Source organism: Bradyrhizobium glycinis, from assembly GCF_016031655.1.
GTDB classification, from domain to species: domain Bacteria; phylum Pseudomonadota; class Alphaproteobacteria; order Rhizobiales; family Xanthobacteraceae; genus Bradyrhizobium; species Bradyrhizobium glycinis.
Map to the genome: position 1 here is coordinate 12,422 of NZ_JACCHQ010000044.1, position 21,103 is coordinate 33,524.

Genomic DNA, 21,103 nt, shown 5'->3' on the forward strand with positions numbered 1-21,103 from the left:
GCTTCGCGCAATTCGTCAAACCGCGCTCCAAGTAAACCGCGGCGTGATGGGCGGAGCGACAAGGATGCGAACCGACAGTATGGTCCGTGACCTTGTGGCGGAGAGGGAGGAGTTCGAACCTCGGATAGGCTTGCACGTATGCCGCGTTTCGCGGTGCATTCAATGCCTCTGCCACCTCTCCTGAAGGCGCCAATGATAGGCTGCGGCCTCTCCACGCATCCGGAGAGGTGAACGGGCGCCGCGGCCATCGATTTATCCTAGCCCCATCCCGTCCTAATACAGCGGCTCCTCGTACACCTTCTCGCCGTCGAGCAGCAGGCGCTTGATGGCGGCGCGGCCCGAGGGCAGCACGGCGGCGACGATGCGGAGCTTCTGCTGGTTGCGGGCCTGCTCGAGCTTGAGGCCTTCGCCTTGGGGGACGAAGTAGCTTTCCAGGCCGTATTTGATCGGCAGGTTGTCGCAGAAGCTGCGCCGGTCCGCGCCGCAGGCCCCACCGTGATTGCCGACGCGGCCGCGGATCAGCACTTCGGGGGCCGTGACCGGGACGGGCTCGGCATGCACCGAGACCGCCTGATAGACGCCGTCGGCCTTGGGCGCGAGCTTGACGAAGACATCAGGATGGCGCGCGTCGGCCGGCTTGCCTTTGAGCGCGCCGGCCGGCACTTGCGAGATGTTGTAGCGGAGCACGACATAGTCGCCGCGCAGGAGATCGCGGGGATCGACCGGCTGGGTCTGCAAGGTCACCTCGACGCCTTCGCGCAGGATCTGCATGCGGTCGGCCACCATCAGGACCAGCAATGCACATTGCAGCAGGACGGCGATGCCGAACAGCACGGCTTTCGGGATGCGCCGCCAGAACGCGGCTAGCCATGCGATCAGCCCGCTCATCGCGCGGTCCTCGGCAGCATGCGGCCCAGCGCGGTGGCGAAGGCGACGGCGGCGACGCCCGCCACTGCCAAGAAGACCGAGCGGCGCAGCAGCGAGCCCTTCACGGCCCAGGTGATGCCGGCGACCACGCCGGCGATGCCGAGCCAGCCCGCGACGATGCGCGGACGCACGTCATCGAGCATCCCGGAGACGACGAGGCACAGCATGGCCGCAAGCAGCGCGGCATAGGCGAGCCAGGATTCGCCGGCCATGGATGCCGGCCAGACCGGCGCCGCGAGCAGGACCAGGGCGATCGCAGCTGCTGCAAGGAATTCTCCCGCACGCCTCGTGATCGCAGCCGAGGCCAGCGCGAGGATCACGCCGGCAATTCCGCACGCGATCGCCCAAAGCGGCTGGCCCGCAACGGACCCTTCGCGAAAGCGGACGAGATCGTCGACCGTCGTCACCTCCAGGAACGCGGCGATGGCCAGCGAGAACGCGCCGTAAATCGACAGGACGCTGCCGAGCCGGAGCGCTCGCGGCGACGGCGCGGCGGCGATCGCGAGTCCGGCGCCGAACAGCAGGGCCGCACCGTTCGCGAGCACGAATGACGGCTGGGTGCCGTCAAGCTCGAAGCGGAGCGAGGTCGCGATCCACCACGGCAGCAGCGCCAGCGCGACGAGGTGGGCCGCGATGCGGGAATGCCAGGCGAAGGCCGTCGCAGCGGCGACGAGCCAGACCGCTACAAAGGGAAGATGCAGGATTTCGGGCGCATCATAGGTCCGCATGCAGGTCCAGATCGAGGCGGCGACGAGAGCGACGGCGAGCGCGCCGCGCGAGGCGGTCAGCAGGGCCGCGGCAAACGCGCCGACCGACCACAGCAGCATGCCGCCGGCAAAGTCCTCGCCGAGATGGTACATCTGTCCGACCAGCGCGATGCCGGCGCCGAAGATGATCGCACCGACACCGGCACAGAGATCGGCGAGAACGGTGCGCCCCCTCGCCGCGAAAAAGGCGCCGAGACCGCCAGCGGCGGCCATGCCGGCGATCAGGATCGCGAACCGCATCAGGCGCGCGATCTCGGTCCAGTGCGCCGCCACGAAGGCGAGGAACGCGGCCGCGATCAGGAGGCCGCCGACGATGGCGACGACCACGGCGATGTTGATGCCGGCCGGAAGCGGCGGCAGCGCGCTGCGGATGCTGGCCGCCGCCGCCGGCGCAATCACGCCTTCGGCCTCCCATCGCGCAAGATCGGCTTCGAGGCGCTGCCGGTAGGATTTGTCGAACATCGTCCTGAATCACCTGCCGCCAGTCGGCCGGCGGGACCTTGCTTGGTCGGATCGTGCGGGCGGCGGGTTCAAGCGCCTCCTCACGGCAGGGTATCGCATATGAATTGCACGGGCACCGTCTGCAGGCTTGCTCCGCCTCTCCCGCTTGCGGGAGAGGCCGACGCGCTCGCAGAGCGCGGCGGGTGAGGGCTCTCGCCGCACAGGGACGTCCTCAGTTGATCTCGATAATCCCAACGCGGAGACACCCTCTCCCCACCCCTCCCCCGCAAGCGGGGGAGGGAGCCCACTGCCGATGCCGCTGCATTTCGCACATCACGTGCGATGACCCTCCTCCTCGCAGCCGACCTATTGAGCTGGCAAAGGAATGCGCCGCAGGACGTCGTCATAGGGGGCGAGGTCGAGATAGGCCGTGACCTCCGCCGCCTTGCCATCCTGCATGAGCAGGATCCACGCATAAGAGTTCGCGTAGGGCTTGCCGTCACGCGCCACGCCGCTGCCTTCCCAATACGCGATGACGTGGTCGCCATCAGCGAAGATCCTCACGGCAGTCGGGCGGACCGGGGTCGACAACCGGCTGGCGAACGGGCGGACCGCGCGGTCAAGGAACACATCGCGCCCTCGGAACTCGCCGGCGCTTGGACCGGAGCCCTTGATGCGCCACACCACGTTGTCATGCAGCAGATCATTGAAGAAGGTGGTCCCTCCCGCCGCCCAGCGATCGAAGGCATCGGTGACGATCCGCTTGTTGTCGTCCTGCACCGAACTGGCCTGGCCGCAAGGCGCGGCCGTTGTCAGGCTCGACGCGGTGAAAATGACCGCATAGACGCACCACGCGAGTGCGCGATTGACCATGGCTGCCATTGTCTCTCCCTTCCTGGTGCAACATATTGTTTTGCCCCGAAGTGATGCACGCGCGGCCGCCTCGAACATCGCGGACACGTTGTTGCCCGATCTACCCGCGGCGCGCGACGGTGGCGCCGCCGAAGATGAGCTGCTCGACCATCGGACGACGCAGGAAGCGGCCTGGAAAAATGGGATCGGGCGCGGTGGCCTGGTCGAGGCGCGCCATCTGCTCGGGAGACAGCGATATCCCGACCGCGCCAAAATTGTCTTCCGCCTGCGCCAGCGTGCGGGCCCCGATCACCGGCGCGGTGACCGCGGGATTGGCCAGCGTCCAGGCGATGGCCACCTGCGAAGACGTCGCGGCGAGCTCCCAGGCGACGGATCGCACCACATCGGCTGCGTCCAGCGATCGCTCGTTGAGAAGGCCGGACGAGGCGATGATCGAGGCGCGTGTCGTTCCGACGGCGCGTTCCTGGGAATCCCTGAGATCGGCCCGGCTGTACTTGCCGGTGAGCACGCCGCCGCCGAGAGGCGACCAGGGCAGCACGCCCAGGCCGAGAGCCGCCGCGAGCGGAATGAGTTCATGCTCGACCGTTCGCTCGACCAGATTATATTCGATCTGCAGGGCAACGAAGGGCGACCAGCCGCGCAGGTCTGCGATCGTCTGCAGCTGTGAAATGCGCCAGGCCGGCGTGTTGCAAATGCCGACATACTGGACCTTCCCGGTGCGCACGAGATCGTCCAGGCCGCGCATCACCTCATCCGGCTGTGTCGTCGCATCCCAGCCGTGCAGGTAAAGCAGGTCGATGCGGTCGGTGTCGAGCTGCCGCAGGCTCTGCTCCACGGAACGAACCATGTTGAGCCGGTGGTTGCCGCCGGAATTGGGATTGCCGGGATCGCGCGCCATGGTGAATTTGGTCGCGAGCACGAGGCGATCGCGCTTGTCGCGGGCGAACTGGCCGACCAGGCGCTCGGACGCGCCGTTGGTGTAATTCACCGCGGTGTCGATGAAATTGCCGCCGCGGTCGACATACAGATCGAAGATCCGCCGTGCCTCACCGGCATCGGCGCCCCACCCCCACTCGGTCCCGAAGGTCATCGTGCCCAGGGCAAGGGGAGAGACGCGCAGGCCGGAACGGCCAAGCAGGCGGTATTGATCGAGTGACGTCATCGGAGCCTCCATCGTATGGCTCCGAGATAGCCCCCGGTGAGGGATAGGAGAAGTTGGCCAATGATGACCGGGGTGGTAAGCTCAGCTAACCAATGACCACCGACCTGAACCTTGTCGCCGTCTTCATCGCGGTCGCGGAAGCGAAGAGCTTCCGTGGTGCCGCCGAACGGTTGGGGGTGACACGATCCGCCGTGAGCCAGGCTGTCCGACGCATGGAAGACAAGTTGGGCGTGGCTCTCGTCCAGCGAACGACGCGCAGCGTCAGCCTCACCGAAGCCGGCATACGCTTGCACGAGCGCGTGGCACCAGCGCTCGCCGAAGTCGAACAGGCGATCAACGGCGCCCGCGACCGTGACGCGCAGCCGACGGGGCAGCTGCGTCTCGCCGTCTCATCCATCGCCGAGCGTTTCATTCGCGGTCCATTGCTGGCCGAATTCACGCAGGCTCATCCCGGCGTGCAGGTCGACGTCACCGTGACCGATGAGGAATTCGACATCGTGGCCGAGGGCTTTGATGCCGGCGTCCGGCTTGGCGAAGTGATCGAGCAGGACATGATCGCCGTGCCTGTTTCGGGCGACCAGCGCCAGCTGGTCGTGGCGGCTCCAGCCTATCTGGAGCGGTTCGGCGCGCCCTCGCACCCGCGCGAGCTGTCGCAGCATTGCTGCATCGGGTGGCGGCCGGCGCCGCACGTCGCGCCCTACCGCTGGGAATTTGCGGAAGGGGGGCGCGAGTTCGACGTCGCGGTGGAGCCGAGGATCACGACCAACGACATGTGGGTCATGGTGCGGACCGCCTGCGCGGGAGGCGGCCTAACGTTCGGCATGGAGGAGACGTTCAAGCCGTATATCGAACGCGGAGAATTGGTGCCCCTGCTGGAGGAGTTCTGCCCGTTCTTCCCCGGCTTCTTCCTCTACTTTCCGGATCGGCGGAATCTTCCGCCGAAGCTGCGCGCGCTGGTCGATCACGTGCGCTATCGGGGAAGCGGAAAGCGCTGAACTAGTTCGCCTTGATCCCAGCTTCGCTGATCAGCTTGCCCCATTTCGCACTCTCGCTCTCAATGAACCGGCCGAACTCCTCGGGCGAGGTCGGCGCAGGCTCCGCGCCGAGGGTGCGGATCTTCTCGGCCACGGCAGGATCCTTCAGCGCTTTGGTGAAGGCCTCGTTCAGCCGGGCGATGATTTCCGCAGACGTGCCGGCGGGCGCGACGAGCCCGAACCAGCCGACGGATTCGAAACCGGCAATGCCGCTTTCGGCCAGCGTCGGCACATCGGGCAGGGATGCAAGGCGGCGCGCGGAGGACACGCCGATCGCGTTGAGCTTGCCTTCGAGGATCAATTGTCGCGATGCCGGAATATCCAGCACCGCGAAGGGGACATGGCCCGCGAGAACATCGACCGCCGCCGGCGCCGTGCCGCGATACGGCACCAGCTCCATCGCGATCCCGCTTCTCTGCGTGAACAGCGCGGCGGTCAAATGCATCGCCGTCGAATTGCCGCCATGCCCGATCGACAGCGCACCCGGCCTCGCCTTGGCGAGCGCGATGGTCTCCGCGAGGGTGCGCGCCGGGACATTGGCGGATGCGACCAGCACGAAGGGGATTTCCGCGAGCAGGGTGATGGGCGCGAGATCCTTCAGCGCAAACGGCATCGCGGCATTGAGGTGCGGATTGACCGTGAGCGCGCCGGCCGGCGCGACGCCGAGCGTATAGCCGTCGGGCCTCGCCTGCGCGACCGCGGCCATGCCGATGTTGCCGCCGGCGCCGGCGCGGTTCTCGATCACGAGGCCCTGCTTGAGCTCGGCGCTGACCAGCGGCTCGAGCGCGCGGATGACCGTGTCGGCGCTGCCGCCGGGCGGGAAGGTGACGATGATCTTGATCAATTGCTCGGGATAGGCGGCTCGGACGGCCGCCGGCGGCAACAATGCGAAAGCCGCGACCGTGAGCGCGGCCAGGATGCGGCGCCTTGCAGCGTGAAACACGTTCTCCTCCTCCGTGCGTTCCTGTTCTTGAAACCGACTTCTTGAAATCGACGTCTTGAAGTTGACTTGGCGAGCTGCGGTGCCAAGCCGTCCGCTCGTTGTCGTCCTACGCCGCAGCGCCGGTGATACGCGCCAGCAGGGCTATCGGGTTCTCCGGCGCGGACTGCCCGCGCCAGGCGATGTGCTGGTCGGGCCGCGCCAGCACGAGCTTCTCGGCATAGGCGCCGTTCGCCTCCTCCGGAGCAATGTCGACCAGCGCGAGCGGCACGCCGCGCTCCTTTGCAGCGTCTTGCAGGTGCGTCACATCGATTGCCGGGTCGAACCGCAGCAATGTGTAGCCGGGGCCGAAGGCGTCGTAGAGCGAGCGTCCGTCGCGCAGGAACAAATGCGGCGCGCGGGCGCCCGGCACGGTGGAGGGCGTGAAGCCGCCCATCGTGTAGGGCGGCGGCGTCTCGCCGTCATAGGCGATGATCGGCGAGGCATCGTAGTAATAGCCGAAGTTGAGGCCGGCGCAGCAATATTGCTGCACGTTCAGATCGTAGGCCGCTCTCGCCAGCGCCGCGCGCGCCGCCTGGCCACGCGGCGTGTCGTCCTCGATCTCCGCAGGTACGCCGCCGCGCTGCGCCATCATCTTCATGGCGTGGTCCATGGCAAAGCGCGACACCTGCTCGGTGATGGGCTGGCGCTCGGCCTCATAGGCATCGAGGATCGCGAGCGGCGCCCAGCCGTTCAGATGCGCCGCCAGTTGCCAGCAGAGATCGACGGCATCCGCAATGCCGGCGTTCATGCCGTAGCCGGCATAGGGCATCCACAGATGCGCGGCGTCGCCGCAGATGAAGACCCTGCGGTTGCGGAAGCGGTCGGCCACGAGGCGGCGTCCGACCCAATCCTCCTTGCTGAGCACCCGGTACTCGAAGCGCTCGTCGACGCCGAGAATGGCGCGGATGGCCCAGTCGCGGTCGACCGAATCGAACTCGGGCTCATCTAGCTTCAGGTGATTGTGGATCAGCCAGCGGTCGTGGCCGTCGATCGCGACCACAGTGCCGGAGCGGCGCGGATTGAGCGAGAGCACCATCCAGGCCGGCTTGTGCGCGCCCATCAGCTCCTTCAGCTGCGGCGCTTCGATGAAGGTCGACTGCACGCGCTGGATCACCGGGGTGCCGGACAGGCTGGCACCGATCGCTTTTCTGACCAGGGATCGGCTGCCGTCGCAGCCGATCACGAAACTGGCTTCGATAGGAAACGAATTGCCGCTGTCGAGATCGCGCGCCAGCGCGACGACATGGTCGTCGTGCTGCGCGATGTCCGTGATTTCCGTGCGCGCCAGGATCTTGATGCGTGATTGCGCCGCGGCATGGCTGAACAGGATCGGCTCGAGACAGACCTGGTTGATCCGGTGCGGCGGCTCGGGCGTCGGCCACCAGGTGTCGGGGCCGCCCGTCGCGCTATAGCGGCGCGCGCGGGAGGGAATGTCGATGCGGCAGAGCTCGATTCCCGTCGCCGTGGTCCGATAGGAGCAATCGTTGGGAAAGTCCGCAGGCAGCCCCGCATCGCGCAGTTTGGCCGCGACGCCGAGCCGCCGAAAAATCTCCATCGAGCGCGCCGAGACGTGATTGCACTTGACGCTGGGCGGATCGCCGGCGTGGCGGATTTCCGCGACGACGACGTCTACCCCGCGCGAAGCGAGATCCATCGCCGCGGTCAATCCGACGGGCCCCGCCCCCACCACCAGCACTTGCGCTCTCATGCTCGCTCCAATCGTTGGCTCAGATCCTTGCCGCGGATTCTGTCCGTCCGCGCATCATGCATTTTATTGCAGGTTCGGTTATGCGATAAGTCGGAAAGAACTCCTCAATTCATGAGCTTTCCCTATGAATGTCACCTTGCGGCAGTTGCGGGTCTTCACCGCCGTGTATCGGACGCGCAGCATCACGCGGGCCGCCGGCGAGCTCGGCATCACGCAATCGGCGGCGAGCCTTTTGATCCAGCAGCTCGAGGCCCAGCTCGGCGTCAAGCTGTTCGACCGCTCGACGCGCTCGGTACAGCCGACGCTGGCCGCCGACGAGGCGTTCGCCGCCGCCGAACGTATGCTGAGCGATGCGCAAGGCCTGTCGCGCCGCATGCGTGATCTCGCGCAGGCCCGCGCCGGCCGGGTCGCGTTTCTCGCCTCGGCCGGCACCGCATCGGCGCTGCTGCCCATGGTGCTGGCGAAATTCCGCGCCAGCCATCCCGACATCGAGATCGACATGCGCGATGTCGCCGCCGACGATCTCGTGCCACGGCTCAGCGCGACCGATGCCGAGTTCGCAATCGGCAGCGTAGAGGGCGAATTCGCGGACATCACGGTCGAGACGCTGACGAGCGGCCGCCTGAGCGCGATTGGCCGGCGCACCGCGGACTTCGCCGCGCGGCGTTCCCTGACCTGGGACGAGCTGGCGCAATGGCCGACGATTGCGATGCGCAGCGAGACACGCATCCGCATGCAGATCGACCAGGCCCTGAGCGCCCAGGGCAAGCGCCTCGATCCGACTTATGAAGTGACCCTGATCAACACGGCTCTCGCCATGACAGCGCAGGGCCTCGGTCTTGCGATCCTGCCCGCGACGATGCTGCCGGCCGACCAGTTCCCGACACTGATCGCAAGACCGCTCGTGCGCCCCGCCCTCACCCGACCCGTGTCGCTGCTGCAGCGCCAGGGCCGGACGCTATCGCCGGCGGCACAGGCCTTCGTGGCGACGGCGCGGACCGTGCTGGCGGGGCGAACGACACCGCCATCAGGCTGATTTTGCGGAGCTATTTGGAAGCGTCGTGTTTGATATGGCGGAGAGGGAGGGATTCGAACCCCCGATAGGCTTGCACCTATGCCGCATTTCGAGTGCGGTGCATTCAACCACTCTGCCACCTCTCCTGAAGGCGCCATATTAGGAAGCTACCGCCCCTGTGGTCGGGGGCGTTAATAGGCGAGGATGGCGGGCCAGACAAGGCGCGAAACAGCAAAATCCGCTGCCTGTTTCGGCCCTTGTCGTCCCAACCGTCGTCCGCCTGGTCTTTCAAGGCAATGAGGAACCGCCATGGAGCACCTGACCATCACGGCCAACGGCGCCGATTTCCACCTGGTCCGCGCTGGAGAAGGCAAACCGCTGCTCTTGCTGCATGGCTGGCCGGAATTCTGGCTGACCTGGGAGCCGGTGATATCGAGGCTTTCGGACCGCTTCACCCTTGTCGCGCCTGACCTCCGCGGTTTCGGCGACAGCGACAAGCCGGATGGCCCTTACGGGCCGGACGGCCATGCCGCCGACATGCTGGCGCTGATGGACGCGCTTCGTTTCGACCGATTCGGCGTCGTCGGCCACGATGTCGGGGGCGCTGTCATGCAGCCGCTGGCCCGGCAGGCGCCCGAGCGGGTGGCGGGACTGTTCTTGTTCGACTTCGTCTATCCCGGGATCGGGCCGCGGATGGCCGCACCCGATCGGCTCAATCACATCTGGTACCAGTCCTTTCACCAGATGGAGATGGCCCCACAGCTGATCGGTGCAAGCCGGGAGAACTGCCGGCTCTATATCAGCCATTTCCTCAAAGGCTGGGCGCACCGGAAGAACGCCTTCGACGACGTGCTGGATGCCTTCACGGACAATTTCCTGAAAGACGGCAACCTCGCCGGCGGCTTTGCGCATTACCGCGCCTCGCATGCCGGGCGCGTGGCGATGATGAAAGGCGAAGCGCCCAGGCTGCCGCCGATCGCGGTGCCGACCTGCGTGCGCTGGGCCGAGCACGATCCGCTGTTTCCGTATCCTTGGACCGACCGGCTGTCCGAGACCTTCAGCGATCTCGATCTCAAGATGTTTCCCGACGTCGGCCACTTCCCGCATCGGGAAGATCCGGATCGCGCGGCAGGCGAGATCGCGGCGTTCTTTGCGCGCGTCGGGTGGAGCTGAGGAAAAAACGGGGTGGGACCGCCAGACGCGGTAAACACTGGCGGTCCCGTGCCGCTCATTGAAATACTGGCCGTGAAGGGCGGCTTCGCCGGCCGAGTGGAAGCGACGATTCGACCCTAGCGTGCGGCGGGCGGCCCGCAACGCAATCCGGTCCTTAACCTAACCGGTCAAGGTTACTCCAGAGCCATTTCCGTTCCGGCAAAGCCGGAACGGGCTCTGGATTCTATGTTTTGACGCGTTTTCTTGACGCGAACCGGGATCCACTTCGCTCGAAAACGCTGGCTAGTCCGCTTTGCCCTTTTTCTTCCCGTTCTCCGTGGAATCACGGTCCTTGCCGTTGCCGTTCTCCTTGCGGCGATTGGTGAAGCGCGCGTTGCCGAGGCCGGTGCCGATGGTGAGCACGCCCCAGCGCTGCACATCCTGCATGAACGGCACTTCCGACAGACCCTGCACCACGCCGTCATTGTGCATCAGGATCGCGGTGTCGTGCCCGCCAATCTCGGGGATCGCCTCCACGAGGCTCGCCGGCAGGTTGAACTTGCTGCTTTCCCAATTACCGGGAAGATTCTGCGCGCCCTTCTCGATCGAGCCGTCCGCATTGATCACGCCGGGACAGGCGATGCCGATGAAGGGTGCGAGCTTGAAGCCTTCGGCCTCGGCGTCCTCGACCAGGCCTTGCAGCATCTTGACCAGCCGCTTCACCGCGGCTTCGCGGCTCGGCTCGTCATCGGCATGGCGCCACAGCTCGGACTTGAAGACGACGCCCTTGGACAGATCGGGCGCCTTCTTCCAGCGGGTCTCGACGATGCCGCAGCGGATGTTGGTGCCGCCGATGTCGACGGCGAGGATGCTGTCATAGGCCTCGAAGATCCATGACGGCGCGAGGTGCAGCGCGCCGATCAGGCCGGCGTCGTCAGGATCGAAGCGGATCGGCACCAGATCGACCTTGAAGCCCTCCGATTTCAGAATGATCTCGGCCCGGGCAATGGCGATCTCGCCGAGCCGGCTGGCGCGAAAGCCGCCCCCGACCACGATGCATTCAGTCTTGGCCCAGGCCTTGGTCTTGAGAAACCGCCGCGTGACGTAGGCGAGCTCCTGCGCATAGTCCTCGATCGCGCTGTGCACGACGGCAGTCGCCTCGGTATCGTCGCCGACCAGAACGGCATCCAGGGCCTTCTTGCTGATCTTGTCGGACGGCTCGTCGCCGAACGGATCCTCGCCGCTCTTGCGCAACGGCTTGCGCCATTCCTCGAGGATCTCGCGAAAGGCGCCCTTGCTGGCGCGGTCGCCGAGGAAGCCGTCCTCGTCCTTGATCTCGATGTTGAAGCTGTCGACATCGACCGACGGCAAGCGGCTCGCCCCATGTTGGGCGATGCCCGTCGCCTTGACCAGTTCGTCTGAACCCATGATAGCCCTAGCCCGCATGTCCTGTTCCGGCCGGGACAACTGCGGGGGAACCTGTTTGTTGCATGACTCGTCGAGATTCGGCTGCGCGCTTTCAGCGCGTCCAAAGCCTTCAAATCCGGGCCTTTTTCGGCGGTTTTCCTTGACTTGGCGCGCTCGGCCGCTATAAGACCCACAGCCGGCGCGGGGCGTTTCTCGCGCCGCTTGTTTTTGCATGGGTTTTCAATGGGATAAGTCCCGCCCACGCAGACTCGCATAAACCATAGCGACTGACAAAAAGCCGGCCCGGACGCATCCCGTCCCGAGGCCGGGATTGAACACGAAGGAAAAAAACGATGTTCGCAGTCATCAAAACCGGCGGCAAGCAATACCGCGTCGTGCCGGATGATGTCCTGGAAGTTGGCAAGATCGAAGGCGAAGTCGGCTCGATCGTGCAGTTGAATGAAGTTCTGGTGGTCGGCGGCGACACGCCGGTGCTGGGCGTTCCGACGGTCGCAGGCGCGTCGGTCGCGGTCGAAGTGCTCGACCACAAGCGCGGCCCCAAGGTCATCGCCTTCAAGAAGCGCCGCCGCAAGAATTCGCGCCGCAAGCGCGGCTACCGCGACGAGATCACCGTGCTGCGCGTCAGCGAGATCCTGACCGACGGCGCCAAGCCCACCAAGGGGCCGCGTCCGAAGAAGGAGAAGGTGGCAGCGGCGCCGGCAGCGGAAGCCGCCGAGTAACGCAAAACCGATCACGCCAATTCACGAATTGATGCGTGCGACGTTTTGAAATGATTCCGTCAAGGAATTGACCTAGAACTACGCAGGATTTCGGAGACGAGCCATGGCTCACAAAAAAGCAGGCGGTTCATCGCGCAACGGTCGCGATTCCAAGGGCAAGCGCCTCGGTATCAAGGCGTTCGGCGGCGAGATCGTCACGCCCGGCAACATCATTGCGCGTCAGCGCGGCACCACTTGGCACCCCGGCCTCAATGTCGGCATGGGTACGGACCACACTCTGTTCGCCAAGATCGAGGGCCGCGTTGCGTTCCAAGCCAAAGCCAACGGCCGCACCTTCGTATCGGTGCTCCCGATTGCCGAGGCTGCTGAATAGACGGTGGATCAAATTGGAGTCCGCCGGTCCCGACTGAACCGGCGGAGTCCTAGAGATCGCAAGAGATCGAAGGCTCCAGGGGGAGGCGGGAAACCGGCCTCCCCTTTTTGTTTGCTCACTTTGATTTAGTGACTTTCACGGAGCCGGACATGTTGCAGGATTTCTCGAGCGTGACCTTGGCCGAGGCGAGACCCAGCGTCGTCGCCACCGAGCGGCTGACCTTGCGGCGGCCGACGCTGGCCGACGTCAGGACCATCGCCCGGCTCGCCAACGACCGCCGTGTCGCCGAGAACACGCGTCGCCTGCCGCATCCCTATTCGCAGGACGACGCCGCCGAATTCATCCGCGCCATCGCCGAGCTCGGCAGCGAGACCGTGTTCCTGATCGAGCACGATAGCGGGCCGGTCGGCATGGTCGGCATCGATTGCTCCAAGCCCGGCAATGCCGAGCTCGGCTACTGGCTCGGCGTCGAGCATTGGGGCCGGGGCTTTGCCACCGAGGCCGCGCGCGGCGCGATCGACTTCTTCTTCGAGGAGTTCGAGGACGAGCATCTCTACGCCAGCGCGCGCGTCACCAATCCGGCCTCGCGCAAGGTGCTGGAGAAGTGCGGCTTCCAGTGGAGCGGCGTCCAGCTGCACCGCTTCCTGGCGCTCGGCTCCTCGACGCCCGTCGACTGCTTCCGCCTGTCGCGCGGGGTGTGGGCCTCGCTGAAGAGCTGGAGCAGCGCGCGACGGGTGCGGTGACTTACCCTCCCCTGGAGGGGAGGGTCGGCTCACATTGAGCGCAGCGAAAATGTGAGACGGGGTGGGGTGACGGTCTCTCCACGTCGAACACTGCCCGTGGGGAGAGATCACCCCACCCCGCTCACGCTTCGCGCGCGCGACCCTCCCCCTCCAGGGGAGGGTAGGCATCACGCAGGCGGATTCACTTCCGCGGTCTCCCGTCCCAGATCGCGCTCGCGCAGATAGATATAGAACCCGGCGCCGATGATGACGGCGGCGCCGACGAGTGTTGCGATCGATGGGACGTCGCCGAACACGACGAAGCCGAAGATCACGGCCCAGACGATCATCGAATATTGATAGGGCACCACGACGCTGGCCGGCGCGAGCTTGAGCGAGCGGTTGACGCAGAACAGCGCCGTCACCGAAACGCATCCGGCGAGCGCGAAGATCACGAGGCTGCCGGGCGTCGGCGGCACCCAGTGGAACGCCGACAGCACCGCGCCCAGCGAAAACGTGCCGATGAATTGCGAGGACGCCATCACGATGTCGGGCGTCTTGCGCAGGCTGCGCGTGATCAGCATCAGGGTTGCGAAGGAGAGGCTGCCGCCGAGCGCGATCAGCGCCGGCAGGCTGACGGTCTGCGCCGAGGGGCGCAGCGCGATCAGGACGCCGCAGAAGCCGATCAGGATCGCGGTCCAGCGCCGCCAGCCGACCTTCTCGCCCAGAAAGATCGCCGACATCGCGGTGACGAAGATCGGACCGGCGAGATAATAGGTGATGACGTCGGCGAGCGGCAGATAGACGGTTGCGAGAAAGAACGCCGCGACTTCCAGCGTCGACAGCACGACGCGAACCAGCTGCAGGCCCGGCCGCTCCAGATGCAGGAACAGGTAGCGCTGCTTCCAGATCAGCGGCGACAGCAGCAGCAGCGCCGCGCAGGCGCGCAGGAACAAGAGCTGCCCCACCGAATAAGTCCCGACCAGGAACTTGCCCATGGCATCGCCGAACGAGAACATGAAGATCGACAGCACCATGAGTCCGATGCCGGCCAGGCGCGCGGAGCGATCGTCATAGGCGGAGAGATTCTTGAACAGGGGCATTGAAGCCGTCATTGCGAGGAGCTCTTGCGACGAAGCAATCCAGACTGCTTCCGCGGCGGCAGTCTGGATTGCTTCGCTACGCTCGCAACGACGGGGAGAGAGCGTCAGGAATCGGCTGGTAGCGGAGCCTGCGGTCGTTTTAATGACGTGAGCCGGCGGGACAAGCCCACTACCGCCGAATTGAACGGATTGTCGCACTCTTCGCATCGCGGTAGCGATACGGGCCACATCGACGAGAGAGCCAAGAAGAGAGCTAAGCCATGACCGATTTCGATCCGGCCCGGCATCGCATGATCCCGGCGCAACGCTGGTTTGAGGATTTCGTCGTCGGCGAACGCTTCGTGCTGCCGAGCCGCACCCAGACCTCTGCGGTGTTCGCCGCATTCCAGACCGCGAGCGGCGACACTCATCCCGTGCACTATGACGTGGAATATTGCCGCAGCCGCGGCATGCCGCATCTGCTCGCCCACGGCTTCCAGACGCTGATCCACACCGCGCCCGGCGCCGGCCTGTTTCCGTTCCTGGTCGAGGACTCGCTGGTCGGCTTCCTCGAGCAATCGAGCCGCTTTCTCAAGCCCGTGTTCGCCGACGACACCCTCTATCCTGCACTGGAAGTCATCGAGCTGGTGCCGGGGCGCACCACCGGCACGGTGACGCTGCGCAGCACCGTGTTCAACCAGCGCAAGGAGCTGGTGCTCGAGGGCACGCAGAAATTCCTGATCCGGCGGCGGCCGGCCGGTTAAGCAAGGGTCCAATTCGCTGAATTTCAGCCGATTTGCGGACCGATCCGGGTTGCCGCACGGGGCCGGCTGGCCTACCTATGCCCCATGAAATTCCTCGACGAAGCAAAGGTCTATATCCGCTCCGGTGACGGCGGAAACGGCTGCGTGGCGTTCCGCCGCGAGAAGTTCATCGAATTCGGCGGTCCCTCCGGCGGCAATGGCGGCCGCGGCGGCAATGTCATCATCGAGGTCGCCGACGGCCTCAACACGCTGATCGACTACCGCTACCAGCAGCACTTCAAGGCCCAGAAGGGCGAGAACGGCATGGGCTCGGACCGTCACGGCGCCAACGGCAAGAACATCGTGCTGAAGGTTCCGCTCGGCACGCAGATCTTCGACGAGGACCGCGAGACTCTGATCCACGACTTCACCAAGGTCGGCGAGAAGTTCGTGCTGGCCGAAGGCGGTAATGGCGGCTTCGGCAACGCGCATTTCAAGTCGTCGACAAACCGCGCCCCGCGCAACGCCAATCCCGGCCAGCCCGGCGAGGAGCGCTGGATCTGGCTGCGGCTGAAACTCATTGCCGACGCCGGCCTGGTCGGCCTGCCCAATGCCGGCAAATCGACCTTCCTCTCCAAGGTCAGCGCGGCGAAGCCGAAGATTGCCGACTATCCCTTCACCACGCTGCATCCGCAGCTCGGCGTCGTGAATGCCGACGGCCGCGAATTCGTGCTCGCCGACATTCCCGGCCTGATCGAGGGCGCGCATGAAGGCGCGGGCCTCGGCGACCGCTTCCTCGGCCATGTCGAGCGCTGCCGCGTGCTCTTGCATCTCGTCGACGCCACCTGCGAGCATGCCGGAAAGGCCTACAAGACCGTGCGCAAGGAGCTCGACGCCTATGGCGGCCAGCTCACGGACAAGGTCGAGATCGTCGCGCTGAATAAGATCGACGCGGTCGAGCCGGACGAGCTGAAGAAGCAGAAGGACCGGCTGAAGCGCGCCGCCAAGAAGACGCCGCTGCTGCTCTCCGGCGTCACCGGCCAGGGCGTCAAGGAAGCATTGCGCGCGCTGGCGGACGTCATCGGCGAGAGCCCGGTCTCCGCCAAGGCGAAGAGCGCGGCCGAAGCGGAGCCGTGGTCGGCTTAGCTGTCGTCCCCGCGAAGGCGGGGACCCATACCGCGCGATACCTCGATTGAGGACGGTCGTAGTACCGAACTTCTAGTCATCGCCAAACCTCTCCCTGTGGTTATGGGTCCCGCCTTCGCGGGGACGACTGCGGTGGATGTGGCCACGCGGTTCGCGCATCACAGGCGGCTTGTCTTCGTTTCTCCAATAGCGCAGCATCGAACAATCAAGAAACGGCAGGGATGACGCATGGCGCGCGCGAAGAACGTTCTCTGGATCATGTGCGACCAGCTTCGCTACGACTACCTCGGCTGCACCGGCCATCCCACGCTGAAGACACCGAACATCGACGCCATGGCCAGGCGCGGCGTGCTGTTCACGAAGGCCTATGTGCAGTCGCCGATCTGCGGCCCGTCGCGGATGTCGTTCTATACCGGCCGCTACATGCGCTCGCACGGGTCGCACTGGAACGGCTGGCCGCTGCGGGTCGGTGAGCCCACGCTCGGCGATCACCTGGGCAAGATCGGCGTGCGCAACGTGCTGGTCGGCAAGACCCACATGGCGCCTGATCTCGAAGGCATGAAGGCGCTCGGCATTCCGCCGGAATCAATCATCGGCGTGCATGTCGCCGAATGCGGCTTCGAGCCCTATGAGCGCGACGACGGCCTGCATCCCACCGGACGGCCACGCCCGAAATACGACGAGTATCTGCGCCGGCAGGGTTTTGAAGCCGCCAATCCCTGGGAGCAATGGGCCAATTCCGGCGCTGCTGACGACGGCTCGCTGCACAACGGCTGGCTGCTGGTGCACGCCGACAAGGCCGCGCGTGTGCCCGAAGAGCATTCCGAGACGCCCTATATGACCCGGCGCGCGATGGACTTCATCAGCGAGGCCGAGACCGACGGCCGGCCGTGGTGCCTGCACCTGTCCTACATCAAGCCGCACTGGCCCTATATCGCGCCGGAGCCCTATGCCAGCATGTATTCGACCGACGACATGATCCCGGTGATCCGCTCGGAGCGCGAACGGCAGAATCCACACCCGGTGTTCGGCGCCTACATGGACATGCGCTACTCCCGCAACATGGCGCGCGACGACGCCCGAGAGAAGGTGATCCCCACCTATATGGGCCTGATCACCCAGATCGACGACCAGATGGGCGTGCTGATGAAGTTTTTGGAGGCGCGCGCCTGCTGGACACCACCATGATCGTGTTCACCTCCGATCATGGCGACTATCTCGGCGATCACTGGATGGGCGAGAAGGATCTGTTCCACGAGCAATCGGCGAAGATTCCGCTCATCATCATCGATCCCTCGCGGGAAGCCGACGCCACGCGCGGCACGCGCAACGATGCGCTGGTCGAGGCGATCGATCTCGCGCCGACCTTCGTCGATTATTTCGGCGGCAAGGTGCCGGGCCACATCCTCGAAGGACGTTCGCTGCTGCCGCTGCTGCGCGGCGAGAGCCCGCCGGATTGGCGCAAGGTGACGTTCTCCGAATATGACTACGCCATGCAGGACGTGCGGCTGAAGCTGAACCAGCCGATCGAGCGCTGCCGCCTGTTCATGGTGTTCGACGGCCGCTGGAAATACATCCACGCCTCCGGCTTCCGCCCGATGCTGTACGACCTCGAAAGCGATCCGGAAGAGTACGTCGATCGTGGCGACGACCCTGATTGCGCCGGCATCATCGCGCGGCTCCAGGCCGAATTGTTCGACTGGGCGCTGCATCCGAACGATCACATCACCACGCCACGCGAGAAGATCGCCGCCTATGCGGATAACCAGCTCCAGGTGAAGGGCGGCATTCTGATCGGCATCTGGGATGAGACGGAGCTCGCCGCGATCAAGGACGGCATCGCGCAGCGCGGGAAACTTTAAGGCCCTCATGGTGAGGAGGCGCGATAGCGCCGTCTCGAACCATGAAGGCCCGGCTCTGGCACCTCGGCCTTTCATCCTTCGAGACGCGCGCAAAGGCGCGCTCCTCAGGATGAGGGGATAGAGCGCGCCGCTAGCTATCGATCGACCACGCGCCCTTCAAAATCAGGCTTACCTGGCACCAGAAACAGTCGGTACCACTCAATGTCCTTTCGCTCGGCTATTTGGGCGTGCGAGAGCTTCGCCGTCTCTCCCAGGCTCAACTGATCGACTCCAAGGTTTTGCCCGGCCACGTAGAGTGCGTAGTCGCCCCGCTCGATATCCGCAGAAATTGGAGGATCGCTATCCATCACCGACATGACGTGGATCCGCCCGCTTCCGGAACGAAAATGTACGCAGGTGATCCGCTGCCATTCTTCTGGTGAGGGCGGCCGGTCGCTCGACACCAGTTCGACCCAATGGTCGTTGAGATCAGCCTCCGTGCCAATCATCCGGAACGCCGGCGCGCCGGCAAACCCTTGCTTTGTCTTCTCCGCGTCCCAGTTTTCTCCGTCATCGAGAGGCCTGAATGGATCGTCGCACACGACGATCTGATAATTGCTCGCAAACACGCGAGCAGCACCGAGTAACCGCTGGGTCATTGTCAGGCAAACCGATTTCAATTCTCGATCTTATACCCCGTCGCCTTCACGATCGGCTGCCACAGCGCGATGTTCGCGGCGAGCTCCTTCGTCAATCCATCCGCATTGCTGCCGACCGGAATCATGCCGATCGCCGTCAGCTTCTCCTTCACCTCGGACTTGGCCAGCGCGGCGCTCGCGGCGGCGCCGAGCTTGCTCGCAAACTCCGGCGGGCTGCCGGCGGGAAGCCACATGCCGTACCAGGCGTCGGCAACGAGATCGACGCCGCTCTCCTTCAAAGTAGGGACCTCAAGCGCAAATGGCGAACGCTCCGCGCTCGACACCGCGATGATCTTCACGCCCTTGGCGCGATGCTGCGGCAGTGCGTCCGCCAGTGTGGTGATGCCGAAAGAGATGTGGCCGCCGACGAGATCGTTGAGGATCGGCGCGCTGCCGCGATAGGGCACGCGGGTCAGGGGGATGCCGAGATCCTTCTCGAGCCTGGAGCCCATGAAATGCGGAATGGTGCCGTTACTTGGTACGCCGAACGACGTCTTGTCCGGATGCGATTTCAGCCACGCCTGGAACGCTTTGAAATCGGCAGCATCGATACCCGGGCCGATCACCAGCGCGAATTCGAACCGTGCCAGCAGCGACACCGGCATGAAATCCTTGGCCGTGTCGAAGCTCGGCGTCGCCTCCACCATCGGCAGCAGGTACATGGTGGGCCCTGTCGTCACCAGCACCATGCTGCCGTCGGGGCTTGCGCCCTTCACCGCCTTGATGCCGATCAGGCCGTCGCCGCCGGTGCGGTTCTCGACCACGACGGTCCGTTGCAGCACCGGCGCCATCTCCTGCGCGATCAGCCGGCACAGCGTGTCGCCGCCGGCTCCGGCCGCGAACGGGAAGATGATTTTCGTCAGCCCCGCCTGCGCTTCCGCCCCGCCCGCCTGCGCCAGCAGCGGCAGCCCAAGATATCCCCCAAGACATCCGGCCATGAATGTGCGGCGATCCATGCTTTCCCCTCCCGACCATTTGATTGCCGGCATTAGAACCGCGCCGGCGTCCGAGACAAGGCCAAAGACGAGACCCGCACCGTTTACCATTCCGCGCCTTGCGCCGGCCCTCGTCCTGCTGCAAAAGCAGGCCTATCGGCGCCGCCTCTCGCTCCGCCGTTTCCAATGCAGAGCAGATCGCCCAAGCGCGCCAACATACATACACACATGGCCAGCCCCGAACTCAGTCAATTCCGCCGCATCGTCGTCAAGGTCGGCTCCGCGCTGCTGGTCGATTCCGACAAGGGCGAGGTTCGGGCGTCCTGGCTCGCCGCGCTCGCCGACGACATGGCCAAGCTGCACAAGGAGGGACGCGACGTCCTGGTCGTCTCCTCCGGTTCGATCGCGCTCGGCCGCAGCCGACTCAAATTGCCGCGCGGCCCGCTGAAGCTGGAAGAGAGCCAGGCCGCGGCTGCGGTCGGTCAGATCGCGCTGGCGCGGATCTGGTCGGAGGTGCTTGGCGCCCACGGCATCGGCGCCGGTCAGATCCTGGTGACGCTGCAGGACACCGAGGAGCGCCGCCGCTATCTCAACGCGCGCTCCACCATCGGCAAGCTGCTGGAATGGCGCGCCATCCCCGTGATCAACGAAAACGACACGGTGGCGACCACCGAGATCCGCTACGGCGACAATGATCGCCTCGCCGCGCGCGTCGCGACCATGGCGAGCGCCGACCTGCTGGTGCTGCTGTCCGATATCGACGGACTCTACGACGCCCCGCCAAAGAACAACCCGAACGCAAAACTCATTCCCGTCGTCGACAGCATCTCCTCGGAGATCGAGGCGGTGGCGGGTGATGCCGAGTCCGAGCTGTCGCGCGGCGGCATGCGCACCAAGGTCGAGGCGGCCAAGATCGCGACGACCGGAGGCACGCATATGCTGATCGCCTCCGGCAAGATCGAGCATCCCTTGCAGGCGATCGCCGATGGCGGCCGCTGCACCTGGTTCCTGACGCCGGCCAATCCGATCACCTCGCGAAAGCGCTGGATCGCGGGCACGCTGGAGCCGAAGGGCACGCTGACCATCGATGCCGGCGCGGTGACCGCGCTGCGCGCCGGCGCCAGCCTGCTGCCGGCCGGCGTGATCAAGGTCGAAGGCCAGTTCGCCCGCGGCGATGCCGTGATCGTGCGCGGCCCTGACGGCAGCGAGATCGGCCGCGGCCTGATCGCCTATGACGCCGACGATGCCGAGCGGATCAAGGGCCGTTCCTCCCCTGATGTGATGACCATCCTCGGCATCAGCGGCCGCGCGGAGATGATCCACCGGGACGATCTGGTGGTGGGCGGGTAGGACTT

General features: G+C 65.4%; 19 protein-coding genes, 2 tRNA genes and 1 pseudogene. 10 read left to right on the forward strand and 12 right to left on the reverse strand.

What is annotated here, in order from left to right:
* Positions 1 to 95: 95 nt before the first annotated feature.
* The 5 genes from HZZ16_RS35320 to HZZ16_RS35340 form a co-directional block, all read right to left on the reverse strand.
* Positions 96 to 181, reverse strand: a tRNA-OTHER gene (locus tag HZZ16_RS35320).
* 92 nt (positions 182 to 273) lie between these two features.
* Positions 274 to 888: a GDYXXLXY domain-containing protein gene (locus HZZ16_RS35325; RefSeq protein ID WP_197955244.1), complete on the reverse strand. Its 615-nt coding sequence runs from the start codon at positions 886 to 888 to the stop codon at positions 274 to 276.
* Entirely contained in the window at positions 885 to 2,156 is a 1,272-nt protein-coding gene (locus tag HZZ16_RS35330) for a DUF2157 domain-containing protein (RefSeq protein WP_197955246.1), read from the reverse strand. The genes HZZ16_RS35325 and HZZ16_RS35330 overlap by 4 nt, the downstream gene beginning before the upstream one ends.
* Positions 2,157 to 2,501: 345 nt before the next feature.
* A complete protein-coding gene (locus tag HZZ16_RS35335) occupies positions 2,502 to 3,017 on the reverse strand; it encodes a nuclear transport factor 2 family protein (protein WP_197955249.1) in 516 nt (171 codons plus the stop codon).
* A 91-nt stretch (positions 3,018 to 3,108) separates the two neighbouring features.
* Positions 3,109 to 4,170 (reverse strand): aldo/keto reductase, encoded by a 1,062-nt coding sequence (locus tag HZZ16_RS35340; RefSeq protein ID WP_197955252.1) that lies wholly within the window; start codon positions 4,168 to 4,170, stop codon positions 3,109 to 3,111.
* Positions 4,171 to 4,262: 92 nt separating this feature from the next.
* On the opposite strand from HZZ16_RS35340, the gene HZZ16_RS35345 reads away from it, so the two are divergent.
* Positions 4,263 to 5,165: a LysR family transcriptional regulator gene (locus HZZ16_RS35345; RefSeq protein WP_197955256.1), complete on the forward strand. Its 903-nt coding sequence runs from the start codon at positions 4,263 to 4,265 to the stop codon at positions 5,163 to 5,165.
* A 1-nt stretch (position 5,166) separates the two neighbouring features.
* Here the strand turns inward: HZZ16_RS35345 and HZZ16_RS35350 are convergent, their stop codons facing one another.
* A complete protein-coding gene (locus tag HZZ16_RS35350; protein ID WP_197955260.1) occupies positions 5,167 to 6,147 on the reverse strand; it encodes a Bug family tripartite tricarboxylate transporter substrate binding protein in 981 nt (326 codons plus the stop codon).
* A gap of 106 nt (positions 6,148 to 6,253) precedes the next feature.
* Positions 6,254 to 7,894, reverse strand: coding sequence for an FAD-dependent oxidoreductase (locus HZZ16_RS35355; protein ID WP_197955264.1), 1,641 nt, complete (start codon positions 7,892 to 7,894; stop codon positions 6,254 to 6,256).
* Between the two features lie 124 nt (positions 7,895 to 8,018).
* On the opposite strand from HZZ16_RS35355, the gene HZZ16_RS35360 reads away from it, so the two are divergent.
* Positions 8,019 to 8,930 (forward strand): LysR family transcriptional regulator, encoded by a 912-nt coding sequence (locus HZZ16_RS35360; protein WP_197955266.1) that lies wholly within the window; start codon positions 8,019 to 8,021, stop codon positions 8,928 to 8,930.
* A 35-nt stretch (positions 8,931 to 8,965) separates the two neighbouring features.
* On the opposite strand, the gene HZZ16_RS35365 is transcribed toward HZZ16_RS35360, so the two are convergent.
* Positions 8,966 to 9,055, reverse strand: a tRNA-Ser gene (locus tag HZZ16_RS35365).
* Positions 9,056 to 9,218: 163 nt separating this feature from the next.
* Here HZZ16_RS35365 and HZZ16_RS35370 point away from each other — a divergent pair.
* A complete protein-coding gene (locus HZZ16_RS35370; protein WP_197955267.1) occupies positions 9,219 to 10,082 on the forward strand; it encodes an alpha/beta fold hydrolase in 864 nt (287 codons plus the stop codon).
* Positions 10,083 to 10,364: 282 nt separating this feature from the next.
* Here HZZ16_RS35370 and HZZ16_RS35375 read toward each other — a convergent pair whose 3' ends face one another.
* Complete coding sequence (locus HZZ16_RS35375) at positions 10,365 to 11,489, reverse strand: ROK family protein (protein ID WP_197955268.1); 1,125 nt, start codon at positions 11,487 to 11,489, stop codon at positions 10,365 to 10,367.
* Positions 11,490 to 11,821: 332 nt separating this feature from the next.
* On the opposite strand from HZZ16_RS35375, the gene rplU reads away from it, so the two are divergent.
* The 3 genes from rplU to HZZ16_RS35390 all read left to right on the forward strand — a co-directional run bounded on the left by rplU (position 11,822) and on the right by HZZ16_RS35390 (position 13,324).
* Positions 11,822 to 12,208, forward strand: coding sequence for a 50S ribosomal protein L21 (gene rplU, locus HZZ16_RS35380; protein ID WP_197955269.1), 387 nt, complete (start codon positions 11,822 to 11,824; stop codon positions 12,206 to 12,208).
* Between the two features lie 103 nt (positions 12,209 to 12,311).
* A complete protein-coding gene (rpmA, locus tag HZZ16_RS35385; protein ID WP_008538809.1) occupies positions 12,312 to 12,581 on the forward strand; it encodes a 50S ribosomal protein L27 in 270 nt (89 codons plus the stop codon).
* A gap of 149 nt (positions 12,582 to 12,730) precedes the next feature.
* The gene (locus HZZ16_RS35390; RefSeq protein WP_197955270.1) at positions 12,731 to 13,324 is read left to right on the forward strand and encodes a GNAT family N-acetyltransferase; all 594 of its coding nucleotides are present in this window, start codon (positions 12,731 to 12,733) and stop codon (positions 13,322 to 13,324) included.
* 167 nt (positions 13,325 to 13,491) lie between these two features.
* On the opposite strand, the gene HZZ16_RS35395 is transcribed toward HZZ16_RS35390, so the two are convergent.
* The gene (locus HZZ16_RS35395) at positions 13,492 to 14,406 is read right to left on the reverse strand and encodes a DMT family transporter (protein WP_197955294.1); all 915 of its coding nucleotides are present in this window, start codon (positions 14,404 to 14,406) and stop codon (positions 13,492 to 13,494) included.
* 260 nt (positions 14,407 to 14,666) lie between these two features.
* On the opposite strand from HZZ16_RS35395, the gene HZZ16_RS35400 reads away from it, so the two are divergent.
* The 3 genes and pseudogenes from HZZ16_RS35400 to HZZ16_RS35410 all read left to right on the forward strand — a co-directional run bounded on the left by HZZ16_RS35400 (position 14,667) and on the right by HZZ16_RS35410 (position 18,136).
* Positions 14,667 to 15,149 (forward strand): MaoC family dehydratase, encoded by a 483-nt coding sequence (locus tag HZZ16_RS35400; RefSeq protein ID WP_197955271.1) that lies wholly within the window; start codon positions 14,667 to 14,669, stop codon positions 15,147 to 15,149.
* A gap of 84 nt (positions 15,150 to 15,233) precedes the next feature.
* Complete coding sequence (gene obgE / locus HZZ16_RS35405; protein ID WP_197955273.1) at positions 15,234 to 16,274, forward strand: GTPase ObgE; 1,041 nt, start codon at positions 15,234 to 15,236, stop codon at positions 16,272 to 16,274.
* A 228-nt stretch (positions 16,275 to 16,502) separates the two neighbouring features.
* Positions 16,503 to 18,136: pseudogene (locus HZZ16_RS35410) on the forward strand (alkaline phosphatase family protein).
* Positions 18,137 to 18,270: 134 nt separating this feature from the next.
* Here the strand turns inward: HZZ16_RS35410 and comJ are convergent.
* Both comJ and HZZ16_RS35420 read right to left on the reverse strand, forming a co-directional pair.
* Positions 18,271 to 18,774, reverse strand: a complete 504-nt coding sequence (gene comJ, locus HZZ16_RS35415; RefSeq protein ID WP_197955274.1) for a competence protein ComJ — start codon at positions 18,772 to 18,774, stop codon at positions 18,271 to 18,273.
* Positions 18,775 to 18,791: 17 nt separating this feature from the next.
* On the reverse strand, positions 18,792 to 19,769 hold the full coding sequence (locus HZZ16_RS35420) for a Bug family tripartite tricarboxylate transporter substrate binding protein (protein ID WP_197955275.1): 978 nt from the start codon (positions 19,767 to 19,769) through the stop codon (positions 18,792 to 18,794).
* Positions 19,770 to 19,976: 207 nt separating this feature from the next.
* Between HZZ16_RS35420 and proB the strand changes: the two genes are divergently transcribed.
* Complete coding sequence (proB, locus tag HZZ16_RS35425; RefSeq protein WP_197955276.1) at positions 19,977 to 21,098, forward strand: glutamate 5-kinase; 1,122 nt, start codon at positions 19,977 to 19,979, stop codon at positions 21,096 to 21,098.
* The last annotated feature ends 5 nt before the right edge of the window (positions 21,099 to 21,103 follow it).

Bases quoted from the DNA above. Each gene is read 5' to 3' on its own strand.
- HZZ16_RS35330 (WP_197955246.1), bottom strand. From the start codon at position 2,156: ATGTTCGACAAATCCTACCGGCAGCGCCTCGAAGCCGATCTTGCGCGA.
- HZZ16_RS35325 (WP_197955244.1), bottom strand. From the start codon at position 888: ATGAGCGGGCTGATCGCATGGCTAGCCGCGTTCTGGCGGCGCATCCCG.
- HZZ16_RS35360 (WP_197955266.1), top strand. From the start codon at position 8,019: ATGAATGTCACCTTGCGGCAGTTGCGGGTCTTCACCGCCGTGTATCGG.
- HZZ16_RS35395 (WP_197955294.1), bottom strand. From the start codon at position 14,406: ATGCCCCTGTTCAAGAATCTCTCCGCCTATGACGATCGCTCCGCGCGC.
- HZZ16_RS35340 (WP_197955252.1), bottom strand. From the start codon at position 4,170: ATGACGTCACTCGATCAATACCGCCTGCTTGGCCGTTCCGGCCTGCGC.
- HZZ16_RS35370 (WP_197955267.1), top strand. From the start codon at position 9,219: ATGGAGCACCTGACCATCACGGCCAACGGCGCCGATTTCCACCTGGTC.
- HZZ16_RS35345 (WP_197955256.1), top strand. From the start codon at position 4,263: ATGACCACCGACCTGAACCTTGTCGCCGTCTTCATCGCGGTCGCGGAA.
- obgE (WP_197955273.1), top strand. From the start codon at position 15,234: ATGAAATTCCTCGACGAAGCAAAGGTCTATATCCGCTCCGGTGACGGC.
- rplU (WP_197955269.1), top strand. From the start codon at position 11,822: ATGTTCGCAGTCATCAAAACCGGCGGCAAGCAATACCGCGTCGTGCCG.
- proB (WP_197955276.1), top strand. From the start codon at position 19,977: ATGGCCAGCCCCGAACTCAGTCAATTCCGCCGCATCGTCGTCAAGGTC.
- HZZ16_RS35390 (WP_197955270.1), top strand. From the start codon at position 12,731: ATGTTGCAGGATTTCTCGAGCGTGACCTTGGCCGAGGCGAGACCCAGC.
- HZZ16_RS35420 (WP_197955275.1), bottom strand. From the start codon at position 19,769: ATGGATCGCCGCACATTCATGGCCGGATGTCTTGGGGGATATCTTGGG.
- HZZ16_RS35335 (WP_197955249.1), bottom strand. From the start codon at position 3,017: ATGGCAGCCATGGTCAATCGCGCACTCGCGTGGTGCGTCTATGCGGTC.
- comJ (WP_197955274.1), bottom strand. From the start codon at position 18,774: ATGACCCAGCGGTTACTCGGTGCTGCTCGCGTGTTTGCGAGCAATTAT.
- HZZ16_RS35400 (WP_197955271.1), top strand. From the start codon at position 14,667: ATGACCGATTTCGATCCGGCCCGGCATCGCATGATCCCGGCGCAACGC.
- rpmA (WP_008538809.1), top strand. From the start codon at position 12,312: ATGGCTCACAAAAAAGCAGGCGGTTCATCGCGCAACGGTCGCGATTCC.
- HZZ16_RS35375 (WP_197955268.1), bottom strand. From the start codon at position 11,489: ATGGGTTCAGACGAACTGGTCAAGGCGACGGGCATCGCCCAACATGGG.
- HZZ16_RS35355 (WP_197955264.1), bottom strand. From the start codon at position 7,894: ATGAGAGCGCAAGTGCTGGTGGTGGGGGCGGGGCCCGTCGGATTGACC.